A 26,824-nucleotide genomic window follows, 5' to 3' on the forward strand; every position below is an offset into this window, starting at 1 on the left:
CGCTCCGTCAACCGGGTGGTACGTGACCGGCGTGCGGCCTGAAGGCTACGAATTCGGTGTCGACACGCAAACTTTCCAAATGTGTCTGTCCGCGACGCCAAAGACAAGAAACGCAGCGCACGGGGCCGGACTCCGGTTCATACACTTCACGGGAGTAGAAGCCGGTGCTGACGCCGGGTTGGTTGACCAGCAGGAGCTGGACCGCGAGCGGGAAGCCGCGTATCTCACGCCACGTCCTCATGCGCCACGACCTCCTGAACGCCCAGTCCTGGCAGGCCACTTGTGCGTACGATGCCGTTCTCGCCGCCGATACCGGTCCACGGGTCGCGGGCGAGCAGCAGATGTCCGTCGAGGTCGGTCCAGCGGGCCCGGCCGGCCAGGTGCACGGCCGGCGCGAGGCCGAGGGTGCTGGCGGTGAGGCAGCCCAGCATCAGTTCCGTTCCGCTGCCGTCGACCGCCGCCGCGATGCGCAGGGCGGCACGCACCCCGCCGCACTTGGCGAGCTTCACGTTGACGCCCTGGACGCGTCCGGCCAGCCGGCGTACGTCCTCCAGGCCGACGGCGTCCTCGTCGGCGATGACCGGCAGCGGCGAGCGTTCCGCCAGCGCGCCCAGTGCCTCGGGGTCGCCGGGCGCGAGGGGCTGTTCCACTGCCTCGACACCGAGGCCGGCGAACCGGGGCAGCAGGGCCTCCGCCTGAGCCGTCGTCCAGGCGCCGTTGGGGTCCAGCAGGATGCGGGCCCGGGGAGCGATGTCGCGGATGACGCGCACCCGCTCCACATCGTCCTCCGGGTCGGTGCTGCCCGCCTTGACCTTGATGACCTCGAAGCCGCACACCGCGAGACGGCGGGCCTGAGCCGCCGCGTCCATGAGGGAGGTGATGCCGATGGTGCGGGCGGTGGCGGCGATCGGAGAACCCCCGGCACCGAGCAGACGGTGGACGGGGCTGTCCGCCCGTTTTCCGGCGAGATCGAGCAGCGCGGCCTCGACGGCGGCGGTCACGGCCGGGGGAGTGCCGGCGCCGGCCAGCTCACCCGCCCACAGCGCCTCCAGGGCGCTCTCGGGATCGGGGAAGCGGACGAGGTCCCTGCCGACGGCGGTGAGCAGGCGCCCCAGCGTCGCGGTGTCGAGCCGGTAGAAGACGCTGGTGACAGCCTCGCCGTGGCCGACGGCGCCGTCGTGTTCGACGGCCAGCCACAGGGCGTCGCGGGCGGACATGGTGGAGCGGGAGATGCGCAGCGGCTCGGTGAGTTCGAGCCGCACGGTGCGCAGGCCGGTCTTCACGGCTTCCTTTCCGGGCGGGGTGCGGCCTTCAGCGGGTCGGAGACGCGGGTGCAGCGCGTCCAGCCCGTCGCCTCGGCCGCTCGGGCGTGCGGGATCTGGACGGGGCGGGTGGCCGCCGTGGCGGGGTCGAGGCCGTGGGCCGTGGTGAAGCCGTCGTCGTAGACCGTGCCGAGGTAGCGGTGCGGGCCGTCCGGGAAGACGGTGGCGACAGCGGCGCCGGGGTGGACGCGGGCGGCCCACGCGGCGACGCGTGCGGCGGCCCCGGTGCTCCAGCCGCCGCTGACGAAACTGCCGCGGGCCAGCCGGCGGCAGCTGTCCACGGCCTCGGCGGGGCCGACCCAGTGGACCTCGTCGAAGGCGTCGTAGGCGACGTTGCGCGGGTGGATGCTGCTGCCCAGTCCGCGCATCAGCCTCGGCCGGGCGGGCTGGCCGAAGATGGTGGAACCGGTCGCGTCGACCCCGATCAGCCGCAGTGCGGGCCAGTGCCGGCGCAGCGGACCGATGATGCCGGCGCTGTGGCCGCCGGTGCCGACGCTGCACACCAGGACGTCCAGGTGGTCGAGGCGGGCGATGAGTTCGGTGGCCAGCGAGGCGTAACCGGCCTTGCTGTCGGGGTTGTTGTACTGGTCGGGCCAGTACGCTCCGGGCAGGACGGCGAGCAGTTCCCGTACCCGGTCCAGCCGCGCGGCCTGCCAGCCGCCCCGGGGCGCCGGACGGTCCACGATCTCCAGCCGTACCCCGTGAGCCCGTAGCAACTGCCGCATCGAAGGCTCCAGTTCGCTGTCACCGACCAGGGTGACGGGGTGGCCGAGGGCCTGCCCCGCGAAGGCGAGTCCGATGCCGAGCGTCCCTGAGGTGGACTCCACCACCGGTGCGCCGGGCGGCAGTTCGCCGCGTTCGTGGGCGCCCAGCAGCATCGACACGGCGGCCCGCGCCTTCATGCCGCCCGCCGCGAGGCCTTCGAGCTTGGCCCAGAAGCCGGGGTGCGGGCCGGGCAGATCGGTGGTGACGCGGACCAGCGGGGTGCGGCCGAGCAGGGTGAGCAGTTCCGGGCGGGCCGTGGGGCGTACCGCTGTCGTGGTCATCGGCCGTCCTGCGGAAGCGGACCGTAGCGGTGCACGGTGCCGGGGCCGCCGTCGAGCCAGAAGAAGGGATACGGCTCGGCGCACACCGCGCTCACTCCGCGGCCCAGGAACCGGGGCAGGACGGCGCTGCCGGTCTGGGCGAACATCACCAACTGCTTCCCGTGCGCAGAAGCGTGCTGCCGCAGTGGCTCGAAGGCCCCGTTGCCCAGCGTCATTCCGGACACGAGCAGGGCGTCACAGCGGCCGGCCGCGGCGAGCGCGTCGGTGACGACCGCATCGCCCCACTCGGTCAGTCCGCCCTTCAGGTCGCACGGCACATAGCGCAGTCCGCGCGAACGCAGCTGCTCCAGGAGGGAGTTGACGACACCGACCACCAGCACGGTCGCCCCCGGCGGCAGATCGAGCAGCTCGACGACGGCGTTCGCCCGGCGCCGGGACTTCTCCAGCGACGTGCCGGCGGGCAGCGGTGCGGGCCGCGCCCCGTTCTGCGGAGTGTGCGGGGTGACGTGCATCAGATAGGCGTCCAGCGCGGCCACACGCACCGGGAGCAGGGGATGGTCCAGCAGCCGGGCCACGTCCGCGCCCACGCAGTCCTCGACCGCACCGTCGGGCAGTGCCCCGGGCTCGACCGCGCACGATCCGACGGCCCCGGCCAGCCGCAGGCTGAGGACCTCATTGCGGTATCCGGTGCCCCGGCCCGCGTGCCGTACGGCCTGCCGCGTGGTGAAGGCGACGGAGACGCGCTCAGAGGCCGGATCCGGCCCCAGCCCGCCGGCGCGGGCGTGCGCCACGAGCTCGTCGTACGACGCGTACGTCACGGACGCCGCCGTGCGGGTCGCCGCGGTCATCGGATCACCATCGCGGAGCGCAGCTCGTCGAGGAGCGCCTCGGCACGGTCGCGGGCGCCAAGTCCCTCGGTGTCGCCCGTCATGATGTGTCCGAGGTAGTCGTTGTTGCTGCCCGCCGCCGTCACTTGCGCGCCCGGCTCCGCGAGCCGTACCTCCAGGACACCCGGCGCGGCCCGGAGCCCGCCACCGTCCAGCGAGGTGAGCGTGCCCGAGGTCTCCGGCACGAGGAAGCCGATGGCCGCGCTGCGCAGCCCGGTGCGGCCGCCCCGCACATCGGGCTCACGGCCGAGGGACACCTCCACGAAGCACGCGGTCAGGTCGATGCCGGTCACGTGGCGGACCAGCTCGGTGATGCGGTTCCCGGCGGGCCGGGGGTTCACCTCGACGACCCGCGGACCGGCGGAGGTCAGCTTGACCTCGGTGTGCGCCACGACGCCGTCGATGAGGCCGAGGGCCGTGACCGCGGCGAGCGCGGTCTGCTCGGCGGCCTCGGTGTCCGCGGCCACCAGGGCGGCCGGGAACATGTGCCCGGTCTCGACGAACGCGGGCGAGCCGCCGATGCTCTTGTCGGTCACCCCCACCACCTGGACCGCGCCTCGGTGCGACACCGTCTCGACGCTCACCTCGGGGCCGTCCAGCAGCTCCTCCAGCAGGACGGCGGGATCCCGCCGCTGCCCGCGGGCGTTGACCGGGAACGCGGTCAGCGCCCCCACGGCGGCCGCCAGTTGCGCCTCGTCGTCCACGCGGCGCACGAACATCCCCGCGCACAGGTCGACGGGCTTGACGACCAGCGGGTAGCCGATCCCCCGCGCGGCCCGCGCGAGGGCGGCCCACTCCTCGTGCACGGCGAAGCGCGGCCCTGGAACTCCGGCGGCGGCGAGGACCCGGCGGGTGGCGTCCTTGCGGCAGGCGTTCGCGACCGCGTCCGGCGCCGGGCCCGGCAGGCCCAGACGCCCGGCGATCCGGGCCGCTGCCGGCAGGTAGTAGTCGCAGGACGTGAGTACGCCGTCGAAGCGGAGCACCTCGTGCAGCCGCTCGATCAGGGGAAGCAGGGTGTCCAGGCCGTTCGTGTCCGCGGTGATGACATGGCGGGCGCCGAGCAGCGGGTGCGCCGCCCCCTCGGGCGCCGAGCGGAGGTAGTGGCGCAGGTCCCGGGTGAGGAAGGTGAACGTGTGCCCGCCCTCCCGGATCGCCCGTGGCAGCAGCCTGCTCATTGACCCGACCCAGCTCTCGACCATCAGCAGATGAGCCACAACTCCCCTTTTCACGCACTTGGTTCAGACGGCAGAGCGGTAGCCCGGAGCACCCCCGGAGGGAAGTGCCGGACACCGTGCACCACATACGGTATCGATAATCATTTTCATTTACCACTTCCGTGCCGCCTTCGGTCCACTGCGCGCAGAGCATGATCGGGTACGTTGACGGTGGTCCTCGCGGAGATGTACGGACTCCGGCAGGGCAGTCCCGGCCGCCGGATCCGGCCGAGGAAGCCGCGACACCCGGGGCGGGATCGGAGCACGATGAAGGCAGTACGTTTCAGCCGGTTCGGAGGCCCTGAGGTCCTTGAGGTCGTCGATCTCCCCGATCCGCGTCCGGGCCCCGGCCAGGTCCGGATCGCGGTGTGCGCGGCAGGCGTCAACCCGAGCGACTGGAAGAAGCGCCAGGGCCTGATGGACCAGGAACTCCCGCAGACCATGGGGTACGAGGCGGCGGGCCGCGTCGACGAGCTCGGTGAGGGCGTCACCGACGTGGCCGTCGGCGATCGCGTGTTCGGCTTCTCCGCCGACGGGGTGGCCCAGGCCGAACTGGCGGTGCTGTCCACCTACGCGCCGGTCCCGCCGTCGCTCGACTTCCCCGGCGCCGCCGCGCTGCCGGCCGCGGTCGAGACGGCCACGCGCGCGCTCGACCAGCTCGGCGTCGGGAGCGGCGGCACGCTGCTCATCAGCGGCGCCTCCGGAAGCGTCGGCAGCGCAGCCGTACAGCTCGCCGTGGTGCGCGGTGCGCGCGTGATCGGCACCGCCAGTGCGGCGAACCACGCGTACCTGCGTTCGCTGGGCGCCGAGCCCGTCGCGTACGGCGAGGGACTTGTCGAGCGGGTCCGCGCCCTCGCGCCCGGCGGCGTCGACCTCGCGCTCGACGTCGCCGGGAGCGGTGTCCTGCCCGAGCTCATCGGGCTCGCCGGCGGCCCCGGGCACGTCGTGACGATCGCGGACTTCGCCGGCGCGCGTGAGCACGGGGTGCGGTTCAGCAGCGGGGACGCCGGCCGCGCGGTCCACGCGCTCGGCGGAATCGGCGAGTTGATCGAGTCCGGGCGCTTCTCGCTCCCGGTCGCGCGGACCTTCCCGCTCACCGAGGTCGCGGAGGCGCACCGGGCCGGCGAGGACGGCCGGGTGCGCGGGAAGCTCGTGCTGGTGGTCGGCGCTCCGGCCTGATCCGCACGAGCGGCCCCGGGGCCGCCGAGGTCAGCTCCCTTCGAAGACGGCCCGGGTGCTGGTGACGACGGCGCACTTGCCGGCTGCCCAGCGCAGTGCCATCGCATGGTCCCCGGCGGAGAAGTCGGCCACCGCGTCGGCCACCACGAAGGCCTGGATGTCCTGCATCCACGCGTCGCACGCCGTCATGAGGACGCCGATGTGGGCGTAGACACCGGTGATGACGATCTGGTCCCGGCCCTGTTCGCGCAGCCGCTCCAGGAGATCGGTGCGCACGAAGCCGCTGTACTTCCACTTGGTGAGCACCGTGTCGGACCCGGTGGGCGCGACGTCATCCGCGATGGCGGCGGCGTGCGGGTCGTCCGGCAGGCCCGGCCCCCAGAAGTCCTGCTGCAGGCCGCGCTCGTCCGGACTCTGGCCGCCGGGCTGCGCGGTATAGAGCACCGGTACGCCGATTCGAGCCGCCTCCTTCTTCAACTGGGCCACGTTCGACAGCAGTTCGGGGATCGGTGAGGACCGGCGGTCGTAGGCCGAGAGGAAGTAGTTCTGCAGATCGTGGACGAGGAGCACCGCACGCGCGGGGTCGACGGTCCACTCGACCCGGTTGGCGGGCAGTTCGCCGGCGATCGGCATGGGGTACGGGGCAACGGCGGGCAGGGCCATGGTGCTGGAGTTCCGTTCAGGGTTGGGGGAGGGCCGGTGCGGCGGCGGGCCAGGGAGGGTTCAGGCGGTCGTGCCGCGGGCCGCGGCGGTGCGCAGGTCCTTCTTGGAGATCTTCCCGACGCCGGTCTGCGGGAAGGTCTCCACGAACTCGACCCGGTCCGGCACCTTGTACGCGGCCAGACCCCGTTCCCGTACGAACCGTTTGATGTCCACCGGCTTCAGCGGGGCCGCGCCCGGGTGCGGGATCACGTAGGCGCAGACGCGTTCGCCCAGATACGGGTCGGGCTCGGCCACCACGTTGGCGTCGTGCACGGAGGGGTGGGCGAGGATGTGGTTCTCCACCTCCTCCGCGGCGATCTTCTCGCCGCCCCGGTTGATCTGGTCCTTGGCGCGCCCCTCGACGACGATGTGCCCGCTCCCGGTGACGCGGACGATGTCGCCCGTGCGGTAGAAGCCGTCCTCGGTGAACGAGCGGGCGTTGTGCTCCGGGGCCCGCCAGTAGCCGCGGATCGTGTAGGGCCCCCGCGTCAGCAGGTGGCCCGTCCCGCCCGGCGCGACCTCGCGGTCCTCGTCGTCGACGACCAGGATCTCGTCGTCCGGCGAGATGGGCCGTCCCTGGGTGGTGACGATCGTCTCGACGGGGTCGTCCAGCCGGGTGTAGTTGACCAGCCCCTCGGCCATCCCGAAGACCTGCTGCAGGGTGCAGCCGAGCGCCGGCCGGACTCGCCGCGCCGCCTCCTCGCTGAACTTGGCGCCACCCACCAGCAGGACGTCCAGGCTGCTGAGGTCGTGCGCGGTGGTGGTGGTCGCCCGGGTCCACAGCAGGGCCAGCGGCGGGACAAGCCCGGTGAGGGTGACCCCCTCCCGCTCGATCAGCGGGAAGGCGGTCTCCGGGGAGGGCTGCGGGCACAGCACCACGCGCCCGCCGGCGTAGAGCGTGCCGAGCGAACCGGGCGAGGAGAGCGGGAAGTTGTGGGCCGCGGGCAGGGCGCAGAGGTAGACGCTCCCGTCGTCGACCCCGCAGATCTCGTTGGAGCCGCGCAGCGAGTAGATGTAGTCGTCGTGGGTGCGGGGGATCAGCTTCGGTACGCCGGTGCTGCCGCCGGAGAGCTGGAGGAAGGCGAGATCGTCGGGGCGCGGGGTGTCGTGGCCGACCGGATCCCGCGCCACGTCGTGGAGTGCCTCGAACTCGCCCGGGTGCCCGGTCGCGACGAACACGTGCCGCAGTGAGCCCGCACCGGCGCGGGCCTTCGCCGCCAGCTCGCGGTAGTCGAAGCCGTCGTGCTCCGCCGCGATGACGTACGCGACCGCCTCGGTGAACTCGCAGAAGTACGAGATCTCCGTCTCGCGGTGGGCAGGCAGCGCGAAGACGGGCAGTGCGCCGATCCGGAACAGGGCGAAGACGACCTCGAAGAACTGCGCGATATTGGGCAGTTGCACCACCACCCGGTCGCCCTTGGTGATGTTCCGGGCGAGGAGGCCCGCGGCGAGCCGGTCGGCGCGCCGGTCCAGCTCCGCGTAGCTCCACCGCGTTCCCGCGACCGGATCGACCACGGCGATCCGGTCCGGATGTGCCTCTGCGCGCTCGCGGAGCACGGAGCCGAACGTCTCTCCGCGCCACCAGCCCGCACGCCGGTACCGTTCGGCGAAATCGGACGGCCAGGTGGGTGCGTCGTCCGGGCTCACAGCTCGGCCCCCACGGCGCTGAGGAAGGTACGGAACTTGGCCGCCGTCTCGGCGGTCTCCGCCTCGGGCTCTGACGCCGCCACGATGCCGGCGCCCGCGTAGAGGCGCAGTGTGCGCTCCTCGGCCTCGGCGCAGCGGATCGTGACGACCCATTCGCCGTCGCCCCGGTCGTCGCCCCAGCCCACCACTCCGGTGAAGAAGCCGCGGTCGAACGGCTCGGTCTCCGCGATGACCTGACGTGCCGTCGTGGTGGGGGTGCCGCACACGGCGGGGGTCGGATGCAGGGCGCAGGCGAGGGCCAGGGCCGAGATGCCGGGGGAGGCGAGGGTGCCGGTCACCGTGGTGGACAGGTGCCACATGGTGGCGGTGCGGATCAGCGTCGGCCGGGCGGGGACGGTCAGCTCGGAGCAGTGCGGGGCCAGGGCCTGGTGGACGGCGTCCACCACGACGGCGTGCTCGTGCAGGTCCTTCACGGACTCCAGCAGAGTGGCGGCACGGCGGACGTCCTCGGCGAGGTCGCTGCTGCGCGGGGTGGACCCGGCGAGCGGATTGGCGACCACCCGCTGTCCCTGCCGGGAGACCAGCAGTTCGGGGCTGGCGCCGATGAGGGTGCGGCCGGCACCGGTCGGCAGCGCGAAGGTGTGGCCGACGGGGTCGCGGCGGGCCAGGCGCTGGAGCATCGCGGGCAGGTCCAGCGGTGCGGAGGAGGTGAGTTCGAGGGTGCGGGCGAGCACCACCTTGCTGAACTCCCCGCGCCACATGCGCTCCACCGCGGAGGCGACGCCCGCTCCGTAGACCTCGGGTCCGGGCACCGGGCGTATCCGCCAGTCCGCGGTGCCGGACACGCGGACGGGCAGCGCGATCAGTGGATCGGTGGCGAGCGGTGGCGCGATGCGCAGCGCCGCCGGCACGCTCAGGGCGGCCGGTGCCTTGTGGTCGAACGGGATGGCGCCGATGACCACGGGCGATTCCTGCCCGGCCGTGCGGGCCTCGGCCAGGGTGGCGGTCACCCGCTCGTCCAGGGGCCGCGCGTCGTGCGGTACGGGGCGTGCCGCACCGTGGGCCAGCAGGGTGCGGCCCGGAGTGGCGAGGAAGCGGTCGCCGGGTCTGTAGCCGTCCAGCAGCGAGGTGGCCGCGCCTACGGCCGGGTGGGCCGGAGGGGCCGGGGGTACGTGCGTGGCGACCTTGGATGCCGTCGGCACAGGGACTCCATTCTCGGTGTTCCGTCAGTGGGGGTGTACGGAAGGGCTGGGCGCGGTTCAGCGCAGGGTCGCGCCGCCGTCGACGTACAGCTCCTGCATGGTGATGTGGCGGGCGCGGTCGGAGGCGAGGAACGCGACGGCGTCCGCGATGTCCTCGGGGGCGGCGATCCGGCCCAGCGGTATGCCGGTCCGGTAGGTCGCCGGGTCCCCGTCGATGACACGCTGTTCGGCGCCGGAGTCGGTCCACAGGGCGCGTTGCATCGCCGTGTCGGTGGACCCGGGTGCGACGACATTGCAGCGGACGCCGCTGCGGGCGAGTTCGAGGCCCAGACATTTGGTGAACATGACGGCCGCCGCCTTCGACGCCGCGTAGGCGGCCATGCCGGTGCGGGGGATCCCGGCGGCGTTGGAACCGACGGTGATGACGCAGCCGTTGCCCCGGCCGGCCATCAGGGGTGCGACGGTCTGCGAGACATGGAACACGCCGTCCGTGTTCACGGAGAAGGTCTCCGACCATTCCTCGGCGGAGAGTTCGGCGGCGGGGCCGGTGCGCAGGACGCCCGCGACGTTCACGAGTACGTCCACGGGGCCGAGTTCGCGCTCGACCCGCGCCACGGTGCGCTGTACCGAGAGCCGTTGGGTGACGTCCATGACGTACGGCTCCAGTCGGCCCGCCGAGCGTTCGCTCCCCGGGCTCTTCGTCTGCCCTTGATTCCACTGGGCGGCCAGGGCGTCCACGCCGTCCTGTGCACGGTCGGTGACGGCCACCCGGGCGCCCAGGTCGGCGAGCAGTTCGGCGACGGCCGCTCCGATGCCTTGTGCGGCACCGGTCACCAGGGCGGTACGGCCGTCGAACTCACCACTTCTGCCCGGTATGTGCTCATGCATGAGCAGCCTCCTGCGGGTTGCTTAGGTAAGGGTAACCTAACTTAAGTGGTCGATCGATGCGAGTGGGGTCGACGCGTCTGTGCGCGTGGCGATGTGACGGACAGTCACTTATGGGGGTGCGGGTTCGAGGGGGCGTGTGGGGTCGAAGTCGCGTTCACGCGTTCGGCGCTTGTGGGTTAGGTTAGCCTTGCCTGACCTTAAGGTCGACGGGGTCGCTGAATTCCCCCGTGAACGCCATGACCGGGTGCGCGCGTGCGCCGCCCGTCGCGTCGTAACCATCGCCGCCGACGCGCTCACCGCGCTGTCGGCGCCCGTCCCGCAGGAGCCGTCCGATGAACCAGACCATGTCGCCCGAACGGGTCCGCACCGATGTCGCGGAGATGCTCGACTGCGACCCCGCCGAGATCGCGCCCGGGGAGAACCTGGTCGACCTCGGCCTGGACTCCATGCGGATCATGGTCCTGGTCGAGCGCTGGCGGGCCGCCGGAGCGGCCACGCTGGAGTTCCCCGACCTTGCCGAACAGCCCGAACTGGCCCACTGGACAACGCTGCTGACGGGTCGTGCCGCATGAGCGGGGCCGATCACCGACACCGGCACCTGGACCGGATCGCGGAGGTCCGGACGGGGTCGCACGCCGAGAAGGTCGGCTACCCGATCGGTATCCGGGCGACCGAGGTCGTACGCACCGCCATGGTCGGCACCGGCCTGCTGCGGGTGACCCTGGGCGGGGCGGGCACCGAGGGGTTCGAGGCCCACTCACCGGACGAGCACGTGAAGCTGATCTTCCCGGATCCCGACGGGACACTGCGGCTGCCAGAGCCGAACGGGGCGATGCTGCGCTGGCCGCGCCCGGCGCTCGTCTCGCGCGAGTACACCGTGCGGCGCTACGACCGGGTCGCGGGCGAGATCGACATCGACATCGCCCCGCACGACGGCGGCCTCGCCTCGGACTGGGCGCACGCGGCCCGGCCGGGCGACGTCATGCATGTCGCGGGGCCGCCCGGCGGGCTGATCGTCCCGGACTCCTACGACCGGTATCTGCTCGCCGGTGACATCACGGCGCTGCCCGCGATCGCGCGCCGGCTGGAGGAGTTCCCGAGGGGTGCGAAGGGCTGGGCGTTCATCGAAGTCGCCGATGCCGCACAGGAGATCGAGCTGTCGGCGCCCGAGGGCTTCGAGGTGCGCTGGCTGCACCGCGGCGACCTGCCGGCGGGGGCCGGTGACGCGCTGGCGCGGGCCGTGACCGCGGTGACCGTACCCGATGGCGAACGGGTGTACGTGTGGGTCGCGGGGGAAGCGGGCCAGATCAAACCGCTGCGCCGCTGGGTCCGCGACGAACTGCGGCTGGAGAAGGCGGACCACGACATCACCGGCTACTGGAAGTGCGGCGTCGCCGACTTCGACGAGGACGAGCACTGACTGACCGGCCGGAGGGGGCAGGCGTGACGCCGGCCGCTGGTTGCCCTGCCGAAAGATCATCAAATAAGGTAAGCCTTACCTAAGTAACAAGGAGTTTCGCATGTCCATACGCAGATCGTCCGTCCTCGTCGGCGCGGTGTCGCTGACCCTCCTCCTGGCCGCGTGCGGGTCGTCCTCCGAGGGCGGGTCGGACGCGTCGGGGGAGGCCGGGACCCGGGTGTTCGCCGCGGACAACGGCAAGATCACCATCCCGGCCGACCCGAAGCGGGTCGTCGCCACCGGCTACGCCGTGCCCGCCATGATCGAGGCCGACGCACCGCTGGTCGGAATCTCGTCGTGGCAGCGCGGCGAGCCGATGATGACCAAGGACGACCTGGCCACGTACAAGAAGCTCCCCAAGGTGGCGGGCGAGCAGGCGGCAGAGACCAACTACGAGGCCGTCGCCGAGGCCGAGCCCGATCTGATCATCATCGGGGTCCCCGCCCCGGTGCTGGGCGACATCGACATCAAGCGCCTGGAGTCCATCGCCCCGGTCGTGGCGATCGGCCCGACCGTGCCGTCCGCCTGGCGCGAACTGTCCCGCAAGCAGTCCGACGCCGCGGGCGCGCTCAAGCAGTTCGACGTCGCGAAGAACGCGTACGAGGAAAAGGCCGCCGCGCTCACCAAGAAGTACAAGGACGTGCTGCCCCAGCTCAAACTGGGCCACGTCGGCGCGTACGGTGACGCCGCCAAGGGCACCTTCCAGCGCGAGTTCGACGGTTCGTGGGGCACCAACATCGCCGTCGACATCGGCGCGAAGTACTACGGCAAGGTAAAGAAGTCCGGCCCCGGCTCGCAGTCGGTCAGCGAGTACCCGTCCATCGAGGAACTCCCGGCCGCCTTCCGTGAGGCCGACGCCATCACCTACTCGGTCAACGCCGACGGCAGCGTCCCCAAGCCCGTCAGGTACGTCCTGGACTCGAAGCTCTGGAAGAACCTGCCCGCCGTCAAGGCCGGGAAGGTCTTCCCGTTCCGCTACACAGAGGCCGCGACCTACGGGGAGGCCGTGAAGACCCTGGACGCGATCGACACGTCGCTCGCTCCGCTGCTGAACCGGTGACCGTCGCGGGCCGCGCGTCCGGGGCGGCGAGATCCGGGCGGGCCGTGCCACGGATCGGCCTGCTCGCCGGCGGACTGGTGCTGCTGGCCCTGGTCGCCGTACTCAGTATGGGCATCGGGGCCCGCCACGTTCCGCCCGGCGAAGTCGTGCGGGCACTGTTCGACTTCCGGGGCGCCGACGACGACCACGTGATCGTGCGGGACATCCGGGCGCCGCGCGCACTGCTGGCCGTCGCGGTCGGCGCCGCGCTCGCGGTGGCCGGCGCACTGATCCAGACACTGGCCCGCAACCCGTTGGCCGAGCCCGGCATCCTCGGGGTCACCGCGGGCGCCGGGTTCGCCGTCACCGTCGGCTCGGCGCTCGGCCTGGCCACCGGCCAGACCGGCGAACTCGGCTTCGCGATCACCGGCTCCGTCCTCGCGGCGCTGCTCGTCGCCGCGGTCGGGCAGCGCTCACCGCTGCGCCTGGTGCTCACCGGCGTGGCCCTGACCGCGGTACTGGGCGGTGTCGCGCTGGGCATGCGGCTGATGCTCCCGGACATCTTCGACAGCTACCGGTTCTGGTCGGTCGGGTCACTGGCCGGACGCGAACAGGCGCCCCTGGCGCTGCCGTTGGCTGCGATCGGAGTGTCCCTGTTCGGCGCGCTGCTGCTGAGCCGGGCCCTCAACGCCCTGATGCTCGGCGAGAACGTGGCGCACACGCTGGGCGCCGGCGTGGGCCGGGTACGGGCCGCGGCCCTGGTGCTGATCACCGTGCTCAGCGGGGCGGCGACAGCGGTGGCCGGCCCGATCCTGTTCGTCGGGCTGATCGTGCCGCACCTGGCCCGCAGGCCGGCGGCCGGCTCGGTGCCATGGCTGATTCTCTACACGATGGTGCTGGGCCCGGTCCTGCTGCTGGTCGCCGACATCGCCTCGCGGGTACTGCTGCCCACCGGCGAGGTGCCGGTGGCCATCGTGACCGCCTTCCTCGGCGGCCCCATGCTGATCTGGGCCGTCCGCCGACACGGGGCGGGATCGCTGTGAACGCGCTCGGACCGAGGGCCGAACGCCGCACGGTGGTGCTCGTCGCCGCGATGGTGACCCTGATGCTCGCCCTGGGCCTGCTCGGACTGTGCTACGGGGCGTCATGGTCCTCCCCGGGCAAGGTGTTCGCCGTGCTGACCGGGGCGGACCACTCCGTGGTCATCCGGGACTGGCGGCTGCCCCGGGTACTGGCCGGGCTGGTCTTCGGCGCCGCACTCGGTGTGGCGGGGGCGATCTTCCAGAACCTCACCCGCAACCCGATGGGCAGCCCGGACGTCATCGGCCTCGACGCGGGCGCCTACACCGGCGCCCTGGTCGCCATGACCGTACTGTCGGGCACCTCCGCCCAACTGGCCACCGGCTCGGTGCTCGGCGGGCTGCTCGTCGCGGCCGCCATCTACCTGCTTTCGATTCGGAGCGGCTTCTCCGGACTGCGGTTGGTGGTCATCGGAATCGCGTTCAACGCGATGGTGACCGCGATCAACTCCTGGATCGTCCTGCGCGCCGAGCTGGAGGTGGCGATCGCCGCCGTCGGCTGGAGCGCGGGCTCGCTCAACGGCGTCGGCTGGTCCGACCTGGGAATTCCGTTCACGCTGATCGCCGTGCTGCTGGCCCTGATGACCGCACGGTCGCACGCCATGCACCAGGCCTCGCTCGGCGACGCGATCGCGGTCACCACCGGGGTCGGGCTCGGCCGGCTGCGCCTGCTGATGGTGCTGGTCGGCGTCGGCTGTACCGCCACCGTGACCGCGGTGGCCGGGCCCATCGCGTTCATCGCCCTGGCCGCCCCGCAGATCGGCCGCAGGCTCGCGGGCGCCGCCGGAGTACCGCTGCTCCCGGCCGCGCTCACCGGGGCGGTGCTCCTCCAGGGCGCCGACCTGATCGCCCAGATGCTGCTGGCGCCCGTCGCGCTGCCCGTCGGCGTGGTGAGCACCGCGATCGGCGGCTGCTATCTGATCTGGCTGCTGACCAAGGAGGTGAGGCGCGCGTGACCGCACGCCTGACGGCGCGGGAGATCACCCTGCGCTACGGAGACCGCGTCGTGTCCACACGGCTGAGCCTCGACATCCCCGACGGCGCGTTCACCGCCATCGTGGGACCCAACGCCTGTGGAAAATCAACCCTGTTGAGCGCACTGGTCCGGCTGCTGCGCCCGGACTCCGGCCAGGTGGAACTCGACGGCCGCGACATCGGCGGCTACGCGACCAAGGCCCTGGCCAGACAGCTCGGCTTCCTGCCGCAGGACCCGCTGGCACCCGACGACATCACGGTCCGCCGGCTCGTGGGCCGGGGACGGTTCCCGCACCAGTCGATGCTGGCCCTGTGGTCCGCGGACGACGAGGAGGCCGTCACCGTGGCGATGGCCGCCGCCGGCGTCGCGGACCTGGCCGACCGGCCGGTGCAGGAGCTGTCCGGCGGACAGCGGCAACGGGTCTGGATGGCCATGGTGCTCGCCCAGCAGACGTCCTGGCTGCTGCTCGACGAGCCGACCTCGTTCCTCGACATCACCCACCAGTACCAACTGCTCGCCCTGCTCGCCCGGCTGCGCAACGAGGGCCGCACGGTGGTCGCCGTCCTGCACGACATCAACCAGGCCTGCCGGTTCGCCGACCACCTGGTCGCGATGAAGGACGGCCGGGTGGTCGCGGAGGGCGACCCCGGGGACATCGTGGACGCCGCGCTGATCAAGGACGTGTTCGACCTGCCGAGCGTCATCATCCCCGACCCCGTGACCGGCACGCCGATGGTCGTACCCACACTTCAAGGAGAGTAAGTTGAGCACCGCAAGCGCGCCCTCGGACGGTCTTCTCGCCCTGACCAGTGCCCAGTTGGGCATCTGGAACGCGCAACGCCTGGAGCCCGACTCGCCGTACTACGTGGTCGGCGACGTGGTGGAGATATCCGGCACGGAGCCGGTCGACGCGGACGCGCTGGCCGAGGCGGTCCGGGCGACCACCGAGGAGGCCGAGACCCTGCGGCTGCGGGTCCGCGACACCCCGGACGGACCCCGCCAGGCAGTGAGCGAGGAACCGGTCGCGCTGCCCGAGATCCTCGACGTCAGCGGCGCGGCCGACCCCGCGGCCGCGGCCCAGGCGCTCGTCGACGCCGAGCGGGCACGGGCGGGCGAGGCCTGCCGGGGGATGGTGGACCGGGTCCTGTACGCCCGTACCGTCATCAGGCTGTCCGACCGCGAGGTCTGGTACACCCAGCTCGGCCACCACCTGGTCTTCGACGGCTACACCGCCGCGATGCTCGCCCGCCGCACGGCCGCCCACTACACCGCCCTGGTACGGGGGACCGAGCTGCCGCGATCGACCTTCGGCGGGTTCGCGGACCTCGTCACCGCGGACCGGGCCTACCGGGAGAGCGACCGGTTCGCCGAGGACCGCGCCTACTGGGTCGAGCGGTTCACCCCGCTGCCCGAACTCGGTCACCTCGACGGCCCCGGCACCGCCGCCGGCGCCCCCGACCGCACCCTGACCGCCCGCGCCGTCGTCACACCCGAGGAGACGGCCCGGCTGCGCGCGTTCGCCGGGCGGGAGGGCGTCGCGTGGGGCGAGGCGCTGATCGCCTGTTACGCCGCCTTCCTGCACCGCATGCTGGGCCGCACCGACGTGGTGTTCGCGCTGCCGCTGATGTGCCGGGCGGGCTCGGCCGAGCTGCGCACCCCCGCCATGGCCGTCAACGTACTGCCGCTGCGGGTGACCGTGCACGGCGGAGACGGGCTCGGGGAGCTGAGCCGGCGGGTCGCCTCCGCGATGCGCGAGATGCGCGACCACCAGCGCTACCGGGGCGAGGACCTCCCCCGGGACCTCGCAGCGCCCGGCGCGGGCGCGCTGCTGCACGGACGCGGGATCAACCTCAAGGCGTTCGACCTGGCGATCGACTTCGCCGGGGCCGGCGGTGTGATGCGCAACGTCGCGGGCGGACCGCCGGAGGACATGGGCCTGAGCGTCCTGCCCACCCGCGACGGCGGGCTGCTGCTGGGCTTCGAGGTCGACGCCCGGTCCAAGGACCAGGCCGCGGTCGACAGTCTGCTGACCGGGCTCCTGGCCCTGCTGTCCGCACTGACCGACGGCCTGCCCGTCGGCCGGATCGCCCTGACCGACGACGTGGACGGGCTGCTGGCCCAGTGGTCCCCGCCCGCCCTGCCCGGCACTCCGGTGGACCTGCCGGCCGCGTTCGACGCGATGACCGCCGCCGGACCCGGGCATACCGCCCTGGTCTGCGGTGACGACCGGCTGACCGCGGCGGACCTGGCGGACCGGGTGCACCGGCTGGCCCGTGCGCTGCGGGCCCGCGGGATCGGACCCGACGACGTCGTGGCCCTCGCGCTGCCGCGCTCCGCCGACTCGGTGGTCGCCCTGCTGGCCGTCCTGGACGCGGGCGCCGCGTTCCTGCCGCTGGACGCCGCACACCCGCCGGAGCGGCTGCGCGAACTGATCGACGACGCCCGCCCCGCGCTGGTACTGACCGCCGGCGCGACCGACGGACTGCCGTGGACCACGCTCCTCGCCGAGGCCGCCCCACTGCCCGGCGCCCCGCTGGCAGCCGACGAACTGGCCGCGCCCCGGCACCCCGAGCACCTCGCCTACGTCATCCACACCTCCGGCTCGACAGGACGCCCCAAGGGCGTCCTCGGCCGGTCCGGCGGCCTGGCCGCACTCCTGCACCACCAGCGGTCGACGGTCGTCGCCGAGGCCGAACGGGCCTCGGGCAGGCGGCTGCGCGCCGCGCACACCTACTCGTTCGCCTTCGACTCCGCGTTCGACCACCTGGTGTGGCTGCTGTGCGGGCACGAACTGCACGTCTACGACACCGAGACCGCCCGCGACGCGGACGCCCTGCTCGCCGCGTACGCGCGCGACGGCATCGACATCGTGGACACCACGCCGTCGATGGCGGCGCCGCTCGTCGACGCGGGCCTCCTGGACCGGCGGCCCACGCTGCTGGTCCTCGGCGGCGAGGCCACCCCGCCCGCGCTGTGGCGGCGGATCGCCGGGTCGGGCGTCACCGCACGCAACATCTACGGGCCGACCGAGGCGACCGTCGACAGCACCACCGCACGGATCGAGGGCGACGAGCCGATGATCGGCCACCCGCTCGCGGGCACCCGGATCTACGTGCTGGACAGCGCGCTGCAACCGGTGCCGCACGGCACGGCGGGCGAACTGTACCTGGCCGGACCGCACGTGGCCCGCGGCTACCTCGGCATGCCCGGGGCCACGGCCGAACGCTTCGTCGCCGACCCGTTCGGCCCGCCGGGCGAGCGCATGTACCGCACCGGCGACCTGGCCCGGTGGGTGCCCGGCCACGGACTGGAGTACCACGGACGGGGCGACGGCCAGGTCAAGATCCGCGGCCACCGGGTGGAGACCGGCGAGGTTGAGGCGGCGCTCGCCGCACTGCCCGGGGTCACCGCGGCGGCCGCCGGGGTGCGGTCGTCCCGGCTGGTCGGCTACATCGTGTCCGCCTCGCTCACCGGGGACCAGGCACGTGCCCGGCTGGCCGGGCGGCTCCCCGAGCACATGGTGCCCGCGGCGCTGGTGGTGCTGGACCGGCTGCCGGTCACCCCCAACGGCAAGCTCGACCGCGCCGCACTGCCCGCACCCGCACTGCCCGGCGGCGCGGGCCGGGAACCGGGCACCGCGCGGGAACGGCTGCTGTGCGCGGTCCTCGCCGAGGTACTGGAGGTCGAACAGGTCGGCGTGGACGACGACTTCTTCGCCCTCGGCGGGGACAGCATCACCGCGATCACCGTCAGCAGCAGACTGCGAACGGCAGGCCTCTCCCTGCGCCCCCGGGACCTGCTGGCACGCCGTAGCTTCGCCGCGCTGGCGGCCTCCGCCGAACTGCCGGCACAGACAACGGAGACGGCGGACGAGCCGGTCGGGCCGGTCCCCGCGCCGCCCATCGCCCGCGGCCTGCTCGACCCCCATCCGGACATCGGCGTCGTCGCCGGATACGCGCAGTGGACCGCCCTGCGCGTCGGTGAACTCGACCACGGCGACCTGGTCACCGGCGTACAGACCGTGCTCGACCACCACGACGCACTGCGGCTGCGGGTGGCCGACGGCCTGGAGATCCTGCCCCGCGGCACGGTGCGGGCCGTCGTCGGCGAGGCAAGCGGCGAGGACGTGACCGCCCTGGCCCGGCGGCTGGCCGGCGAACTCGACCCGGGATCGGGCGACCTGCTGCGGACGGCCCTGCTCCGTACCGGCGACGGCACGCCGGACCGGCTGGTCGTCGTCGTGCACCACCTCGCCATGGACGGTGTGTCCTGGCGCATCCTGCTCCCCGACCTCCACACGGCCTGCACGGGCGGCGCTCTCGAACCGGTCGGGGCGTCCTGGCGACGGCACGCGCTGCTCCTCGCCGGCCAGGGGGAATCCGGCGAGCGGCGCGGCGAACTCGACTACTGGCGGACCGCGCTCGGCTCCGCGTCCCGGCTCGGCGCCCGGCCACTGGACCGGACACGGGACACCGTCTCCACCGCCCACCGGTCCGTCACCGTGGCCTCCGCGGAGGCCACGGAGGCGCTCCTGACCACCCTGCCCGCGGCGTACCGCGCCGGTGTCGACGAGGTGCTGCTCGCCGCACTCGTGCTCGCCCTGCGCGGCTGGGGTCTGACGGGCGACGCGCTGACCGTCTCGATGGAGGGCCACGGCCGCGAACACCTCGACCTGGCCCGCACCATCGGCTGGTTCACCAGCGAGTACCCGGTACGCGTACCCGCCTCCGACGACGTGGGGCAGGCGCTGCGCGCCGCCAAGGAGGCCCGGCGCGGCGTCCCCGACAGCGGGATCGGCTACGGCGTCCTGCGCCACCTCGACCCGGAGACAGGGCCCGAACTCGCCGCCACCCCGCCGCCGGACGTGCTCCTCAACTACCTGGGCCGGTTCTCCCCGTTGTCCGGAACCGGCTGGCGCCTGCCGGAGCACGACGCCTTCTCGGTGATCGAGCCCGGTGCCAAGGCCCTGGAACAGATCCTGGCCCTCAACTGCTTCGTCCACGAGGAGGGCGCACCCCGGCTCGCCGTCGAGTGGACCGCCGCGACCGGCGTACTCGGCGCCGACGCCGTGACGGCGCTCCAGCAGTCCTGGGCCGCCGCCCTGGACGCGCTGACCGCGCACGCGCTCCACACCGCGGGCGGGCTCACCCCGTCGGACCTGCCGCTGGTCGACCTCGACCAGCCCGCCATCGACGCGCTCGAACGCACCGGCCGCATCACCGACGTCCTGCCCGCCACCCCCCTTCAGGTCGGGCTCTCCTTCCACACCCTGGTCCGCGACGACCAGGACACCGATGTCTACGTCGTCCAGGCCGTGACCACCCTGGCCGGTGAGCTGCGGCCGGACCGGATGGCCGAGGCCGCCCGCGAACTGCTGCGCCGCCACCCCGCCCTGCGCGTGTACCTGGGCACGGCGGGCGACGACGTGGTCCAGGTGATCCCCGCCGAAGTCGCCCTGGAATGGCGGCAGGACGACCGGTTCCCCGAAGCGGCCCGCGCCGATCTGGAACGCCCCTTCGACCCGTCCCGGCCGCCGCTGATCCGCTTCCTGCTGTCCCGTGCCGGGCCCGCCGAGCACAAGCTGGTGATCACCAACCACCACGCCCTGCTCGACGGCTGGTCGATGCCGCTGGTCGGCCGTACCCTGCTCGCCGTCTACGCCGAGCTGAGCGGCGGACCCGCCGCACCCGCCGCCCCACCGCTCTCGGAGTACTTCCGCTGGTTGGCGGGCCGGGACCGCGAGGCGTCCCTCGACGCCTGGCGGGACGCGCTGGCCGGCGTCGACGACGCGACACGGCTGGCACCCGCGAACATCGGGACCGGCGTCGAGCGGCCCGGCCGCGAGACCATCGGGCTGGGTTCCGAATTCAGCGACCGGCTGCGCGCGTTCGCCCGCGAACAGGGCGTCACCCTGACGACCGTGCTCCAGACGGCGTGGGGCCTGCTGCTGGGCCGGCTCACCGGCCGCCGCGACGTCGTGTTCGGCTGCCCGGTGTCCGGGCGGCCCGCCGAGGTCGACGGTGTCGAGTCGATGATCGGCCAGCTCGGCACCACGATCCCGGTACGCGTCAGGCACACCCAGGACCAGACCGCGACGGACCTCATGGCACAGGTGCACGCCGAGAGCGTCGCCCTCGCCGAGCACCACCACGTCGGCCTGCCCGCCGTCCAGCGGGCCGTGGGCGTCGGCGACCTGTTCGACACGATGCTGGTCATGGAGAACTTCCCGCTCTCCAGCCGGAAGCGCACTGCGCTCACCCCCGGCCTCGACCTGGCCGGGGTGGACATCACCGACGCCACGCACTACGCCCTGACCGTCATCGTGATCCCGGACGAGGAGATCACGATCGGCCTCGGCTACCAGCCGCGCGCCTTCGCCGCGGAGACCGTGCGCGACTACGGCCGCTGGCTCCGCAACCTCCTGCGGGAGATCGTCGACGACCCGGCACGGCCCGCGCTCCGGCTGCCCGCACTCGACGCCGACGAGCGGGCGGTGATGCTGCGTACCGGCACCGAGACCGCCGCCGCCGGGGCCCGCGGCCACTGGCTGGACGAGTTCGCCGCCTGGGTACGCCGCAAGCCCGGCGCGGAGGCCCTGGTCTGCCGCGACCGCAGCCTGAGTTACGACGCGCTGGACCGGCAGGCCAACCGCCTCGCCCAGGCATTGATCGCCCGCGGGGTACGGCCCCAGGACCCGGTTGCCGTTCTGCTCGGACGCGACATCGAGATGACCGTGGCGCTCTTCGGCGTGGCCAAGGCCGGCGCGGTGTACGTACCGATGGACGCGAGCTACCCGCGCGAGCGCCTCGCCTACATGTTCGACGACATCGCCCCGGCAGCGGTTGTGACCACCGGCGCCGAACTGCCCGTCGACCGCGACGTCCCGGTCCTGCGGCTGGACGACCCGGCCACCCTCGCGTCCGTCCCCGACACCGACCCGGCCGACGCACGCGCCCGGCTCACCGAGGACGCGCTCGCCTACGTCATCTACACCTCCGGAACCACCGGGCGCCCCAAGGGCGTCGGGGTGACCCACCGAGGCGTGCCCGACCTGATCGCGCTCCAGGAGGAGGTCGTCGGGGTCACCGAGCACGACCGCTACCTGCACTTCGCCTCGACGAGCTTCGACGTCGCGTTCTGGCAGACCATGGTGCCGCTGCTCTCCGGCGGTACGTCCGTGATCGCCCCCGAGGAGGTGCGCGTCCCCGGCGACGAACTGCTCGACTACATCACCGAGCACCGGGTGACCGGCGTCAACCTGCTGCCGTCGTTCCTCGCCGCGATGCCCGACGACCGCACGGTCGGCCCCGACGTGTTCTTCGTCGTCGGCGCCGAGCGCCTCGACCCCGAACTGGCGCGGCGCTGGGGCGAAGGACGCAGGGCACTGTTCAACGCCTACGGTCCGACCGAGGTCACCATCAACTCCGTCACATGGCGGTACGACCCGGACGACACCGGACCGCTGCCCATCGGCCGCCCCGACCCCAACGTCCGCGCCTACGTCCTCGACGGCGGACTCCAGCCGGCCGGCACCGGTGTGACGGGCGAGCTGTACCTCGCCGGACCGAGCCTGGCCCGCGGCTACCTCGGCAGGCCCGGCCTGACCGCCGCCACGTTCGTGGCCGACCCGTTCGGCCCGCCCGGCGAACGGATGTACCGCACCGGCGACCTGGTGCGGTGGCGGCCCGACGGACAACTGGTGTTCCTCGGCCGCGCCGACCACCAGATCAAGATCCGCGGCTTCCGCGTCGAACTGGGCGAGATCGAGTCCACTCTGACCGGCCACCCCGACGTGCGCGCCTGCGCCGTCATCGTGCGGGAGGACAGGCTCATCGGCTACGTCATCCCGACCGACGACGCCGACCTCGACACCGCACGGGTCCGCGCGTACCTGGCCGGGGAACTGCCCGACCACATGGTGCCGACGGTGCTCGTGCCGATCGACCGGCTGCCGCTGAGCCCCAGCGGCAAGCTCGACTCCGCCGCGCTGCCTGCGCCCGAGACCGCCACCGCCGCCCGGCGCGAACCCGCCACCGGCGCCGAAGCCGTCCTGCTCGGCGTGTTCCGCGATGTCCTCGGCACCGACGACGTGGGCCCCGACGACAACTTCTTCGCCATCGGCGGGGACAGCATCGTGTCGCTGCAAGTGGTCTCGCGGGCCCGGCGCCAAGGACTCGGCCTGACCGCGAAGGACGTCTTCGAGGGAGAGACGGTCGCCGGTATCGCCGCACGGGCCCGCACCCTCGACGACGGTGACGCACCCGCCACCGGCGACGCCCCGCTGACCCCCGTCATGCGGGACCTGCTGCGCCGCGCGGGGACGGCCGCCGACGGATTCTGCCAGTGGGTGGAGATCTGCGTCCCGCCGGGCGGCGACCAGACAACCTGGCGGTCCGCCCTCGACGCGCTGCTGGCCCGTCACGACGTACTGCGGGCCCACTTGGCCGGCGACACCCTGCACATCCCGCCGGCCGGCGCGGTGACCGCCGCCGACGTCCTGACCCGCGTACGGGCCTCCGGCGACCTGCGGGCCCAGGCCGACTCCGCGACCGCCGAGGCCCGGGAGTCGATGGACCCGCGCACCGGCCCACTGCTGCGCGCGGTGTGGGTGGACGCCGGACCGGTCCGGCCCGGCCGGCTCGTCCTGATCGCCCACCACCTGATCGTCGACGGGGTGTCCTGGCGCGTCCTGCTGGACGACCTGGAGCACGCCCACTCCGGCGGCTCGCTGGCCCGGCACGGCCAGTCCTTCCTCGGCTGGGCGCGTTCGCTGCGCGAGGCCGACCGGCGGGCCGAACTCCCGCACTGGCAGCGGATGAACGCCACCCCGGCGCTCACCCGCCCGCTCGACCCCGCACGCGACACCGTGGCCACCGCGAGGCACCACGAGATCCGGCTCGACCCCGAATCGACCCGCGCCCTGATCACGACCCTGCCGGCCGCCCACCGCACCACACCGGACGCCGTCCTGCTGACGGCGCTCGCCCGTGCGGTACGCGACTGGCGCGGGACACCGGAGGTACTGGTCGCGCTGGAGAGCCACGGCCGCCCGCGACAGGTCGACCTGTCGCAGACCGTCGGCTGGTTCACCGCCGTCCACCCCGTCAGGCTCGACGCGGACGACGACGTGAGGGCGGTCGGGGAGCGGCTGCGCGCCCAGGGCGACGGCCTCGGCCACGGCATCCTCACCACGGCAGGTCTGCTGGACCCCGTGGAACCGGAGATCGCCTGGAACTACCTCGGCCAGTACCCGGGCGCCCCGGACCGCGAGACACCGTGGCAGGCACCCCCTGACGCCGGCCCGCTCGGCTCGAACGGTTCCGACGCGATGCCCCTGCCGTACGGCCTGATGGTCAACGCCCTGGTACGCGACGACGCGCTCGGGGTCCGGATCACCTGGCCGGCCGCGCTCTTCACCGCCGCCGAGGCCGAGGAACTGGGGGAGTGCCTGCGGACCGAGCTCCTGCGCGTCGCGGCCGCCCCGGAGATCAGCGGACTCGACCACGACAGTCCGGTCGCGGACATACAGCCGCTGACCCCGTTGCAGGAGGTGATGCTCCGGCACTCGCGCACCGAACGCCCCGACCCCTACACCGTGCAGTCGGCGTTCTCCCTCGCCGGCCCGCTCGACGTCGACGCCCTGCGCGCCGCCGGCACCGACCTGCTGAACCGCCACCCGAACCTGGGCGCCAGGTTCCCCACGGACCTGGCCGTGATCCCCGTATCGCCCCGGCCGGACTTCCGTGTGAGCGACGGACCGGTCGAGGAGGCGCTCGCGGCCGACCTGGCCGAGCCGTTCGACCTCGCTCGCGGCCCGCTCCTGCGGCTGACCGTGATCCGGTGCGGCCCCGAACGCGCCGACCTGGTTCTGACCAGCCATCACGTACTGTCCGACGGCTGGTCGGCCCCGCGTGTCCTCACCGAACTGTTCGCGCTGTACACGGCGAGGGTGCGCGGCGAGGCCCCGGAGCTGCCCGACCCCGTACCGTTCACCGGCTACCTGACCTGGTGCACCGAGCACACACCCGACCTCGGCGCCTGGGCGACGGAATTGAACGGTCTGCCCGAGGGCGACTACCTGGGAGGCGGCCGGCCCGGCCCGGCCTGGCAGGAACCCGAGGTCATCGAGTTCGACGCGGGACTGGTGGCGGACCTCACCGGCCTCGCCGCCCGGCGCGGTCTGACCCCGAACACACTGGTGCAGGGCGCCTGGTCGGTGCTGCTCGCGCGGCGCTCCGGTCACCGGGACGTCTGCTTCGGCGCCATGGTGTCCTGCCGTCCCCCGGAGCTGGAGGGCGTCGAGGAGATCATCGGCCTGCTGGCCAACACCGTGCCCGTACGCGCACGGCTCACGGGCACGCTCGCCGACACCCTCGCCCGGCTCCAGTCCGGGCAGCGGGCGTTGATCGAGCACCACCACGTCCCCCTGGCCGACCTGGAACGGCTGACCGGGCTGCGCGGCCTGTTCGACAGCCTGGTGGTGTTCGAGAACTACCCGGTCGACCCGGACCGGCTCCGCGAACCGGCCCCCGGGCTCACGGTCGTCGGAACCCGCTTCCGCGAGGCCACCCACCACCCGGTGACCCTGACCGTCATGCCGGACGGCGACGGCTGGACAGGCGTGCTCGCCCACCGGATCGGCCCGGCCGCCGACGGACTCGCAGAGGAACTGCTCGACCTGCTCCGCACCCTGGACAAGCACCTCGACAACGACGTGCTCGACCTCCTGGAGGGCCGATGAGCGCGAACGCCGCTCCGCCGGACGAGCGGGTCGACCGGGACCTGCTGCGGATCGCGTTCATCCTGGTGCTCGGCACCTTCATGGCCACCCTGGACGCCACGATCGTCAGCGTCGGAATCGACACACTGACCGACGAGTTCGACGTCTCCGTCGCCGAGGTCCAGTGGGTCACCACCGCCTACCTGCTGGCCGTGGTCGCCGCCGTGCCCGCGTCCGGCTGGCTGGCCGACCGCTTCGGCGGCCGGCGGACGTGGCTCGCCGCCGTGGGCGTGTTCCTGCTCGGCTCGGTGCTGTGCGCGTCGGCCTGGTCGGTGACCGGCCTCATCGTGTTCCGGGTGATCCAGGGCCTCGGCGGCGGACTGCTGCCCGCGACCGGTCAGGCACTGCTGGCCCGCGTCGCGGGCCCCGGCCGCACCGGGCGGGTGATCAGTGTCGTCGCGGTCGTGCCGCTGCTGTCACCGGTGTTCGGCCCACTGGCCGGCGGCTCCATCCTCTCCGTGGCGCCCTGGCCGTGGCTGTTCCTGGTCAACCTGCCGATCGGCGTGGTCGCCGCACTCCTCGCCCGCCGCCATGTGCCGGTGATACCCCCGTCGGACCGGCGGACCCCGTTCGACCTGCGCGGCGCCCTGCTGCTCTCACCCGGCCTGGCCGTGCTGGTGTTCGGCCTGACCGAGGTCGCCCACGGCCGCACCGTCCCGGCCACCGCCGGAGTGTCCGTGGGGCTGGCGATGCTCGCCGCCTTCACCGTGCACGGCCTGCGCACCAGCCGCACACCACTGGTCGACCCCCGGCTGTTCGCCCGGCCCCCCTTCGGGGCCGCCGCCGTCGCCCTGCTCGTCCTGGGCGCGTCGGTGTTCGGCACGATGTTCCTGCTGCCGCTGTACCTCCAGACCGGCCGCGGGATGTCGGCCTGGGAGGCGGGGCTGCTCCTCGCACCCCAGGGGGTCGGCGCGGCGGCCGGATCGGTACTGGTCAACCGCACCATCAACAAGGTCGCGCCGAGAACCCTGGTGGTCACCGGCATCGTGCTGATCCTCATCGGCACGGCCCCGTTCACCCAGCTCGGCCACGGCCTCCCGGACACCGTGATCGCCGCGTCGCTCGCGCTCCGCGGCGTCGGCATGGCCATGGTCGGCGCGCCCGTGATGAACATCGTCTACAGCCGCATCGAACCCGAGCGACTCCCGCGCGCGTCCGGGGCGCTCAACCTCCTCAACACGGTGGGCGGCTCGGTCGGCACCGCCGCCCTCGCCGTGGTCCTGCAGAACCGGTTGTCCGCCCGCGGCCCGGACATCCCCGCGGCCTTCGGCGACACCTTCTGGTGGGTCCTGGGCTTCTGCCTGTTCGCCGCCGCGGGAGCCACGAGACTGCCGCGGACGCGGGCGAGGGGGGCGTGACGGGCGCCTGCCGATCGGGTGGAGGCCTCGGGGGAGGGCCACCGTT

General features: G+C 73.1%; 17 protein-coding genes. 9 read left to right on the top strand and 8 right to left on the bottom strand.

Annotated features, from left to right (window positions below; all coding sequences use genetic code 11):
- Positions 1–224: 224 nt before the first annotated feature.
- From ACIO3R_RS25060 to ACIO3R_RS25075, 4 genes are read right to left on the bottom strand one after another with little or no spacing between them, the layout of a single operon-like run.
- Positions 225–1,283, bottom strand: a complete 1,059-nt coding sequence (locus tag ACIO3R_RS25060; RefSeq protein ID WP_402108821.1) for a dipeptide epimerase — start codon at positions 1,281–1,283, stop codon at positions 225–227.
- Complete coding sequence (locus ACIO3R_RS25065) at positions 1,280–2,368, bottom strand: PLP-dependent cysteine synthase family protein (protein WP_385026950.1); 1,089 nt, start codon at positions 2,366–2,368, stop codon at positions 1,280–1,282. The genes ACIO3R_RS25060 and ACIO3R_RS25065 overlap by 4 nt, the downstream gene beginning before the upstream one ends.
- Positions 2,365–3,216, bottom strand: a complete 852-nt coding sequence (locus ACIO3R_RS25070; RefSeq protein ID WP_402108825.1) for a Rossmann-like domain-containing protein — start codon at positions 3,214–3,216, stop codon at positions 2,365–2,367. Before ACIO3R_RS25070 ends, ACIO3R_RS25065 begins: the two co-directional genes overlap by 4 nt.
- Positions 3,213–4,469: an ATP-grasp domain-containing protein gene (locus ACIO3R_RS25075; RefSeq protein WP_402108827.1), complete on the bottom strand. Its 1,257-nt coding sequence runs from the start codon at positions 4,467–4,469 to the stop codon at positions 3,213–3,215. The genes ACIO3R_RS25070 and ACIO3R_RS25075 overlap by 4 nt, the downstream gene beginning before the upstream one ends.
- A 267-nt stretch (positions 4,470–4,736) precedes the next feature.
- On the opposite strand from ACIO3R_RS25075, the gene ACIO3R_RS25080 reads away from it, so the two are divergent.
- Positions 4,737–5,648 (top strand): NADP-dependent oxidoreductase, encoded by a 912-nt coding sequence (locus tag ACIO3R_RS25080; protein ID WP_402108829.1) that lies wholly within the window; start codon positions 4,737–4,739, stop codon positions 5,646–5,648.
- 30 nt (positions 5,649–5,678) lie between these two features.
- On the opposite strand, the gene ACIO3R_RS25085 is transcribed toward ACIO3R_RS25080, so the two are convergent.
- From ACIO3R_RS25085 to ACIO3R_RS25100, 4 genes are read right to left on the bottom strand one after another with little or no spacing between them, the layout of a single operon-like run.
- Complete coding sequence (locus ACIO3R_RS25085; protein WP_402108832.1) at positions 5,679–6,311, bottom strand: isochorismatase family protein; 633 nt, start codon at positions 6,309–6,311, stop codon at positions 5,679–5,681.
- Between the two features lie 60 nt (positions 6,312–6,371).
- Positions 6,372–7,997, bottom strand: coding sequence for a (2,3-dihydroxybenzoyl)adenylate synthase (locus ACIO3R_RS25090; RefSeq protein ID WP_402108834.1), 1,626 nt, complete (start codon positions 7,995–7,997; stop codon positions 6,372–6,374).
- A complete protein-coding gene (gene dhbC, locus ACIO3R_RS25095; RefSeq protein ID WP_402108836.1) occupies positions 7,994–9,199 on the bottom strand; it encodes an isochorismate synthase DhbC in 1,206 nt (401 codons plus the stop codon). The genes ACIO3R_RS25090 and dhbC overlap by 4 nt, the downstream gene beginning before the upstream one ends.
- Before the next feature lie 57 nt (positions 9,200–9,256).
- Positions 9,257–10,087 (bottom strand): 2,3-dihydro-2,3-dihydroxybenzoate dehydrogenase, encoded by an 831-nt coding sequence (locus ACIO3R_RS25100; RefSeq protein ID WP_402108838.1) that lies wholly within the window; start codon positions 10,085–10,087, stop codon positions 9,257–9,259.
- 332 nt (positions 10,088–10,419) lie between these two features.
- On the opposite strand from ACIO3R_RS25100, the gene ACIO3R_RS25105 reads away from it, so the two are divergent.
- From ACIO3R_RS25105 to ACIO3R_RS25140, 8 genes are all read left to right on the top strand, one after another.
- A complete protein-coding gene (locus ACIO3R_RS25105) occupies positions 10,420–10,659 on the top strand; it encodes a phosphopantetheine-binding protein (RefSeq protein WP_402108841.1) in 240 nt (79 codons plus the stop codon).
- Positions 10,656–11,507 carry a siderophore-interacting protein gene (locus ACIO3R_RS25110; RefSeq protein ID WP_385026976.1) on the top strand — a complete coding sequence of 284 codons (852 nt, stop codon included), beginning with the start codon at positions 10,656–10,658 and terminating at the stop codon, positions 11,505–11,507. Before ACIO3R_RS25105 ends, ACIO3R_RS25110 begins: the two co-directional genes overlap by 4 nt.
- A 100-nt stretch (positions 11,508–11,607) precedes the next feature.
- Positions 11,608–12,606: an ABC transporter substrate-binding protein gene (locus ACIO3R_RS25115; RefSeq protein ID WP_385026979.1), complete on the top strand. Its 999-nt coding sequence runs from the start codon at positions 11,608–11,610 to the stop codon at positions 12,604–12,606.
- The gene (locus tag ACIO3R_RS25120; protein ID WP_385026982.1) at positions 12,603–13,628 is read left to right on the top strand and encodes a FecCD family ABC transporter permease; all 1,026 of its coding nucleotides are present in this window, start codon (positions 12,603–12,605) and stop codon (positions 13,626–13,628) included. The genes ACIO3R_RS25115 and ACIO3R_RS25120 overlap by 4 nt, the downstream gene beginning before the upstream one ends.
- Positions 13,629–13,678: 50 nt before the next feature.
- Positions 13,679–14,620: a FecCD family ABC transporter permease gene (locus ACIO3R_RS25125; RefSeq protein WP_402108885.1), complete on the top strand. Its 942-nt coding sequence runs from the start codon at positions 13,679–13,681 to the stop codon at positions 14,618–14,620.
- Positions 14,617–15,402, top strand: coding sequence for an ABC transporter ATP-binding protein (locus tag ACIO3R_RS25130; RefSeq protein WP_402108845.1), 786 nt, complete (start codon positions 14,617–14,619; stop codon positions 15,400–15,402). The genes ACIO3R_RS25125 and ACIO3R_RS25130 overlap by 4 nt, the downstream gene beginning before the upstream one ends.
- A 1-nt stretch (position 15,403) precedes the next feature.
- Complete coding sequence (locus tag ACIO3R_RS25135; RefSeq protein WP_402108847.1) at positions 15,404–25,381, top strand: amino acid adenylation domain-containing protein; 9,978 nt, start codon at positions 15,404–15,406, stop codon at positions 25,379–25,381.
- On the top strand, positions 25,378–26,778 hold the full coding sequence (locus ACIO3R_RS25140) for a DHA2 family efflux MFS transporter permease subunit (RefSeq protein ID WP_402108849.1): 1,401 nt from the start codon (positions 25,378–25,380) through the stop codon (positions 26,776–26,778). Before ACIO3R_RS25135 ends, ACIO3R_RS25140 begins: the two co-directional genes overlap by 4 nt.
- Positions 26,779–26,824 lie beyond the last annotated feature (46 nt).

This window comes from Streptomyces sp. NPDC087428 (assembly GCF_044744085.1).
In the GTDB taxonomy this organism is placed as follows: Bacteria; Actinomycetota; Actinomycetes; order Streptomycetales; family Streptomycetaceae; genus Streptomyces.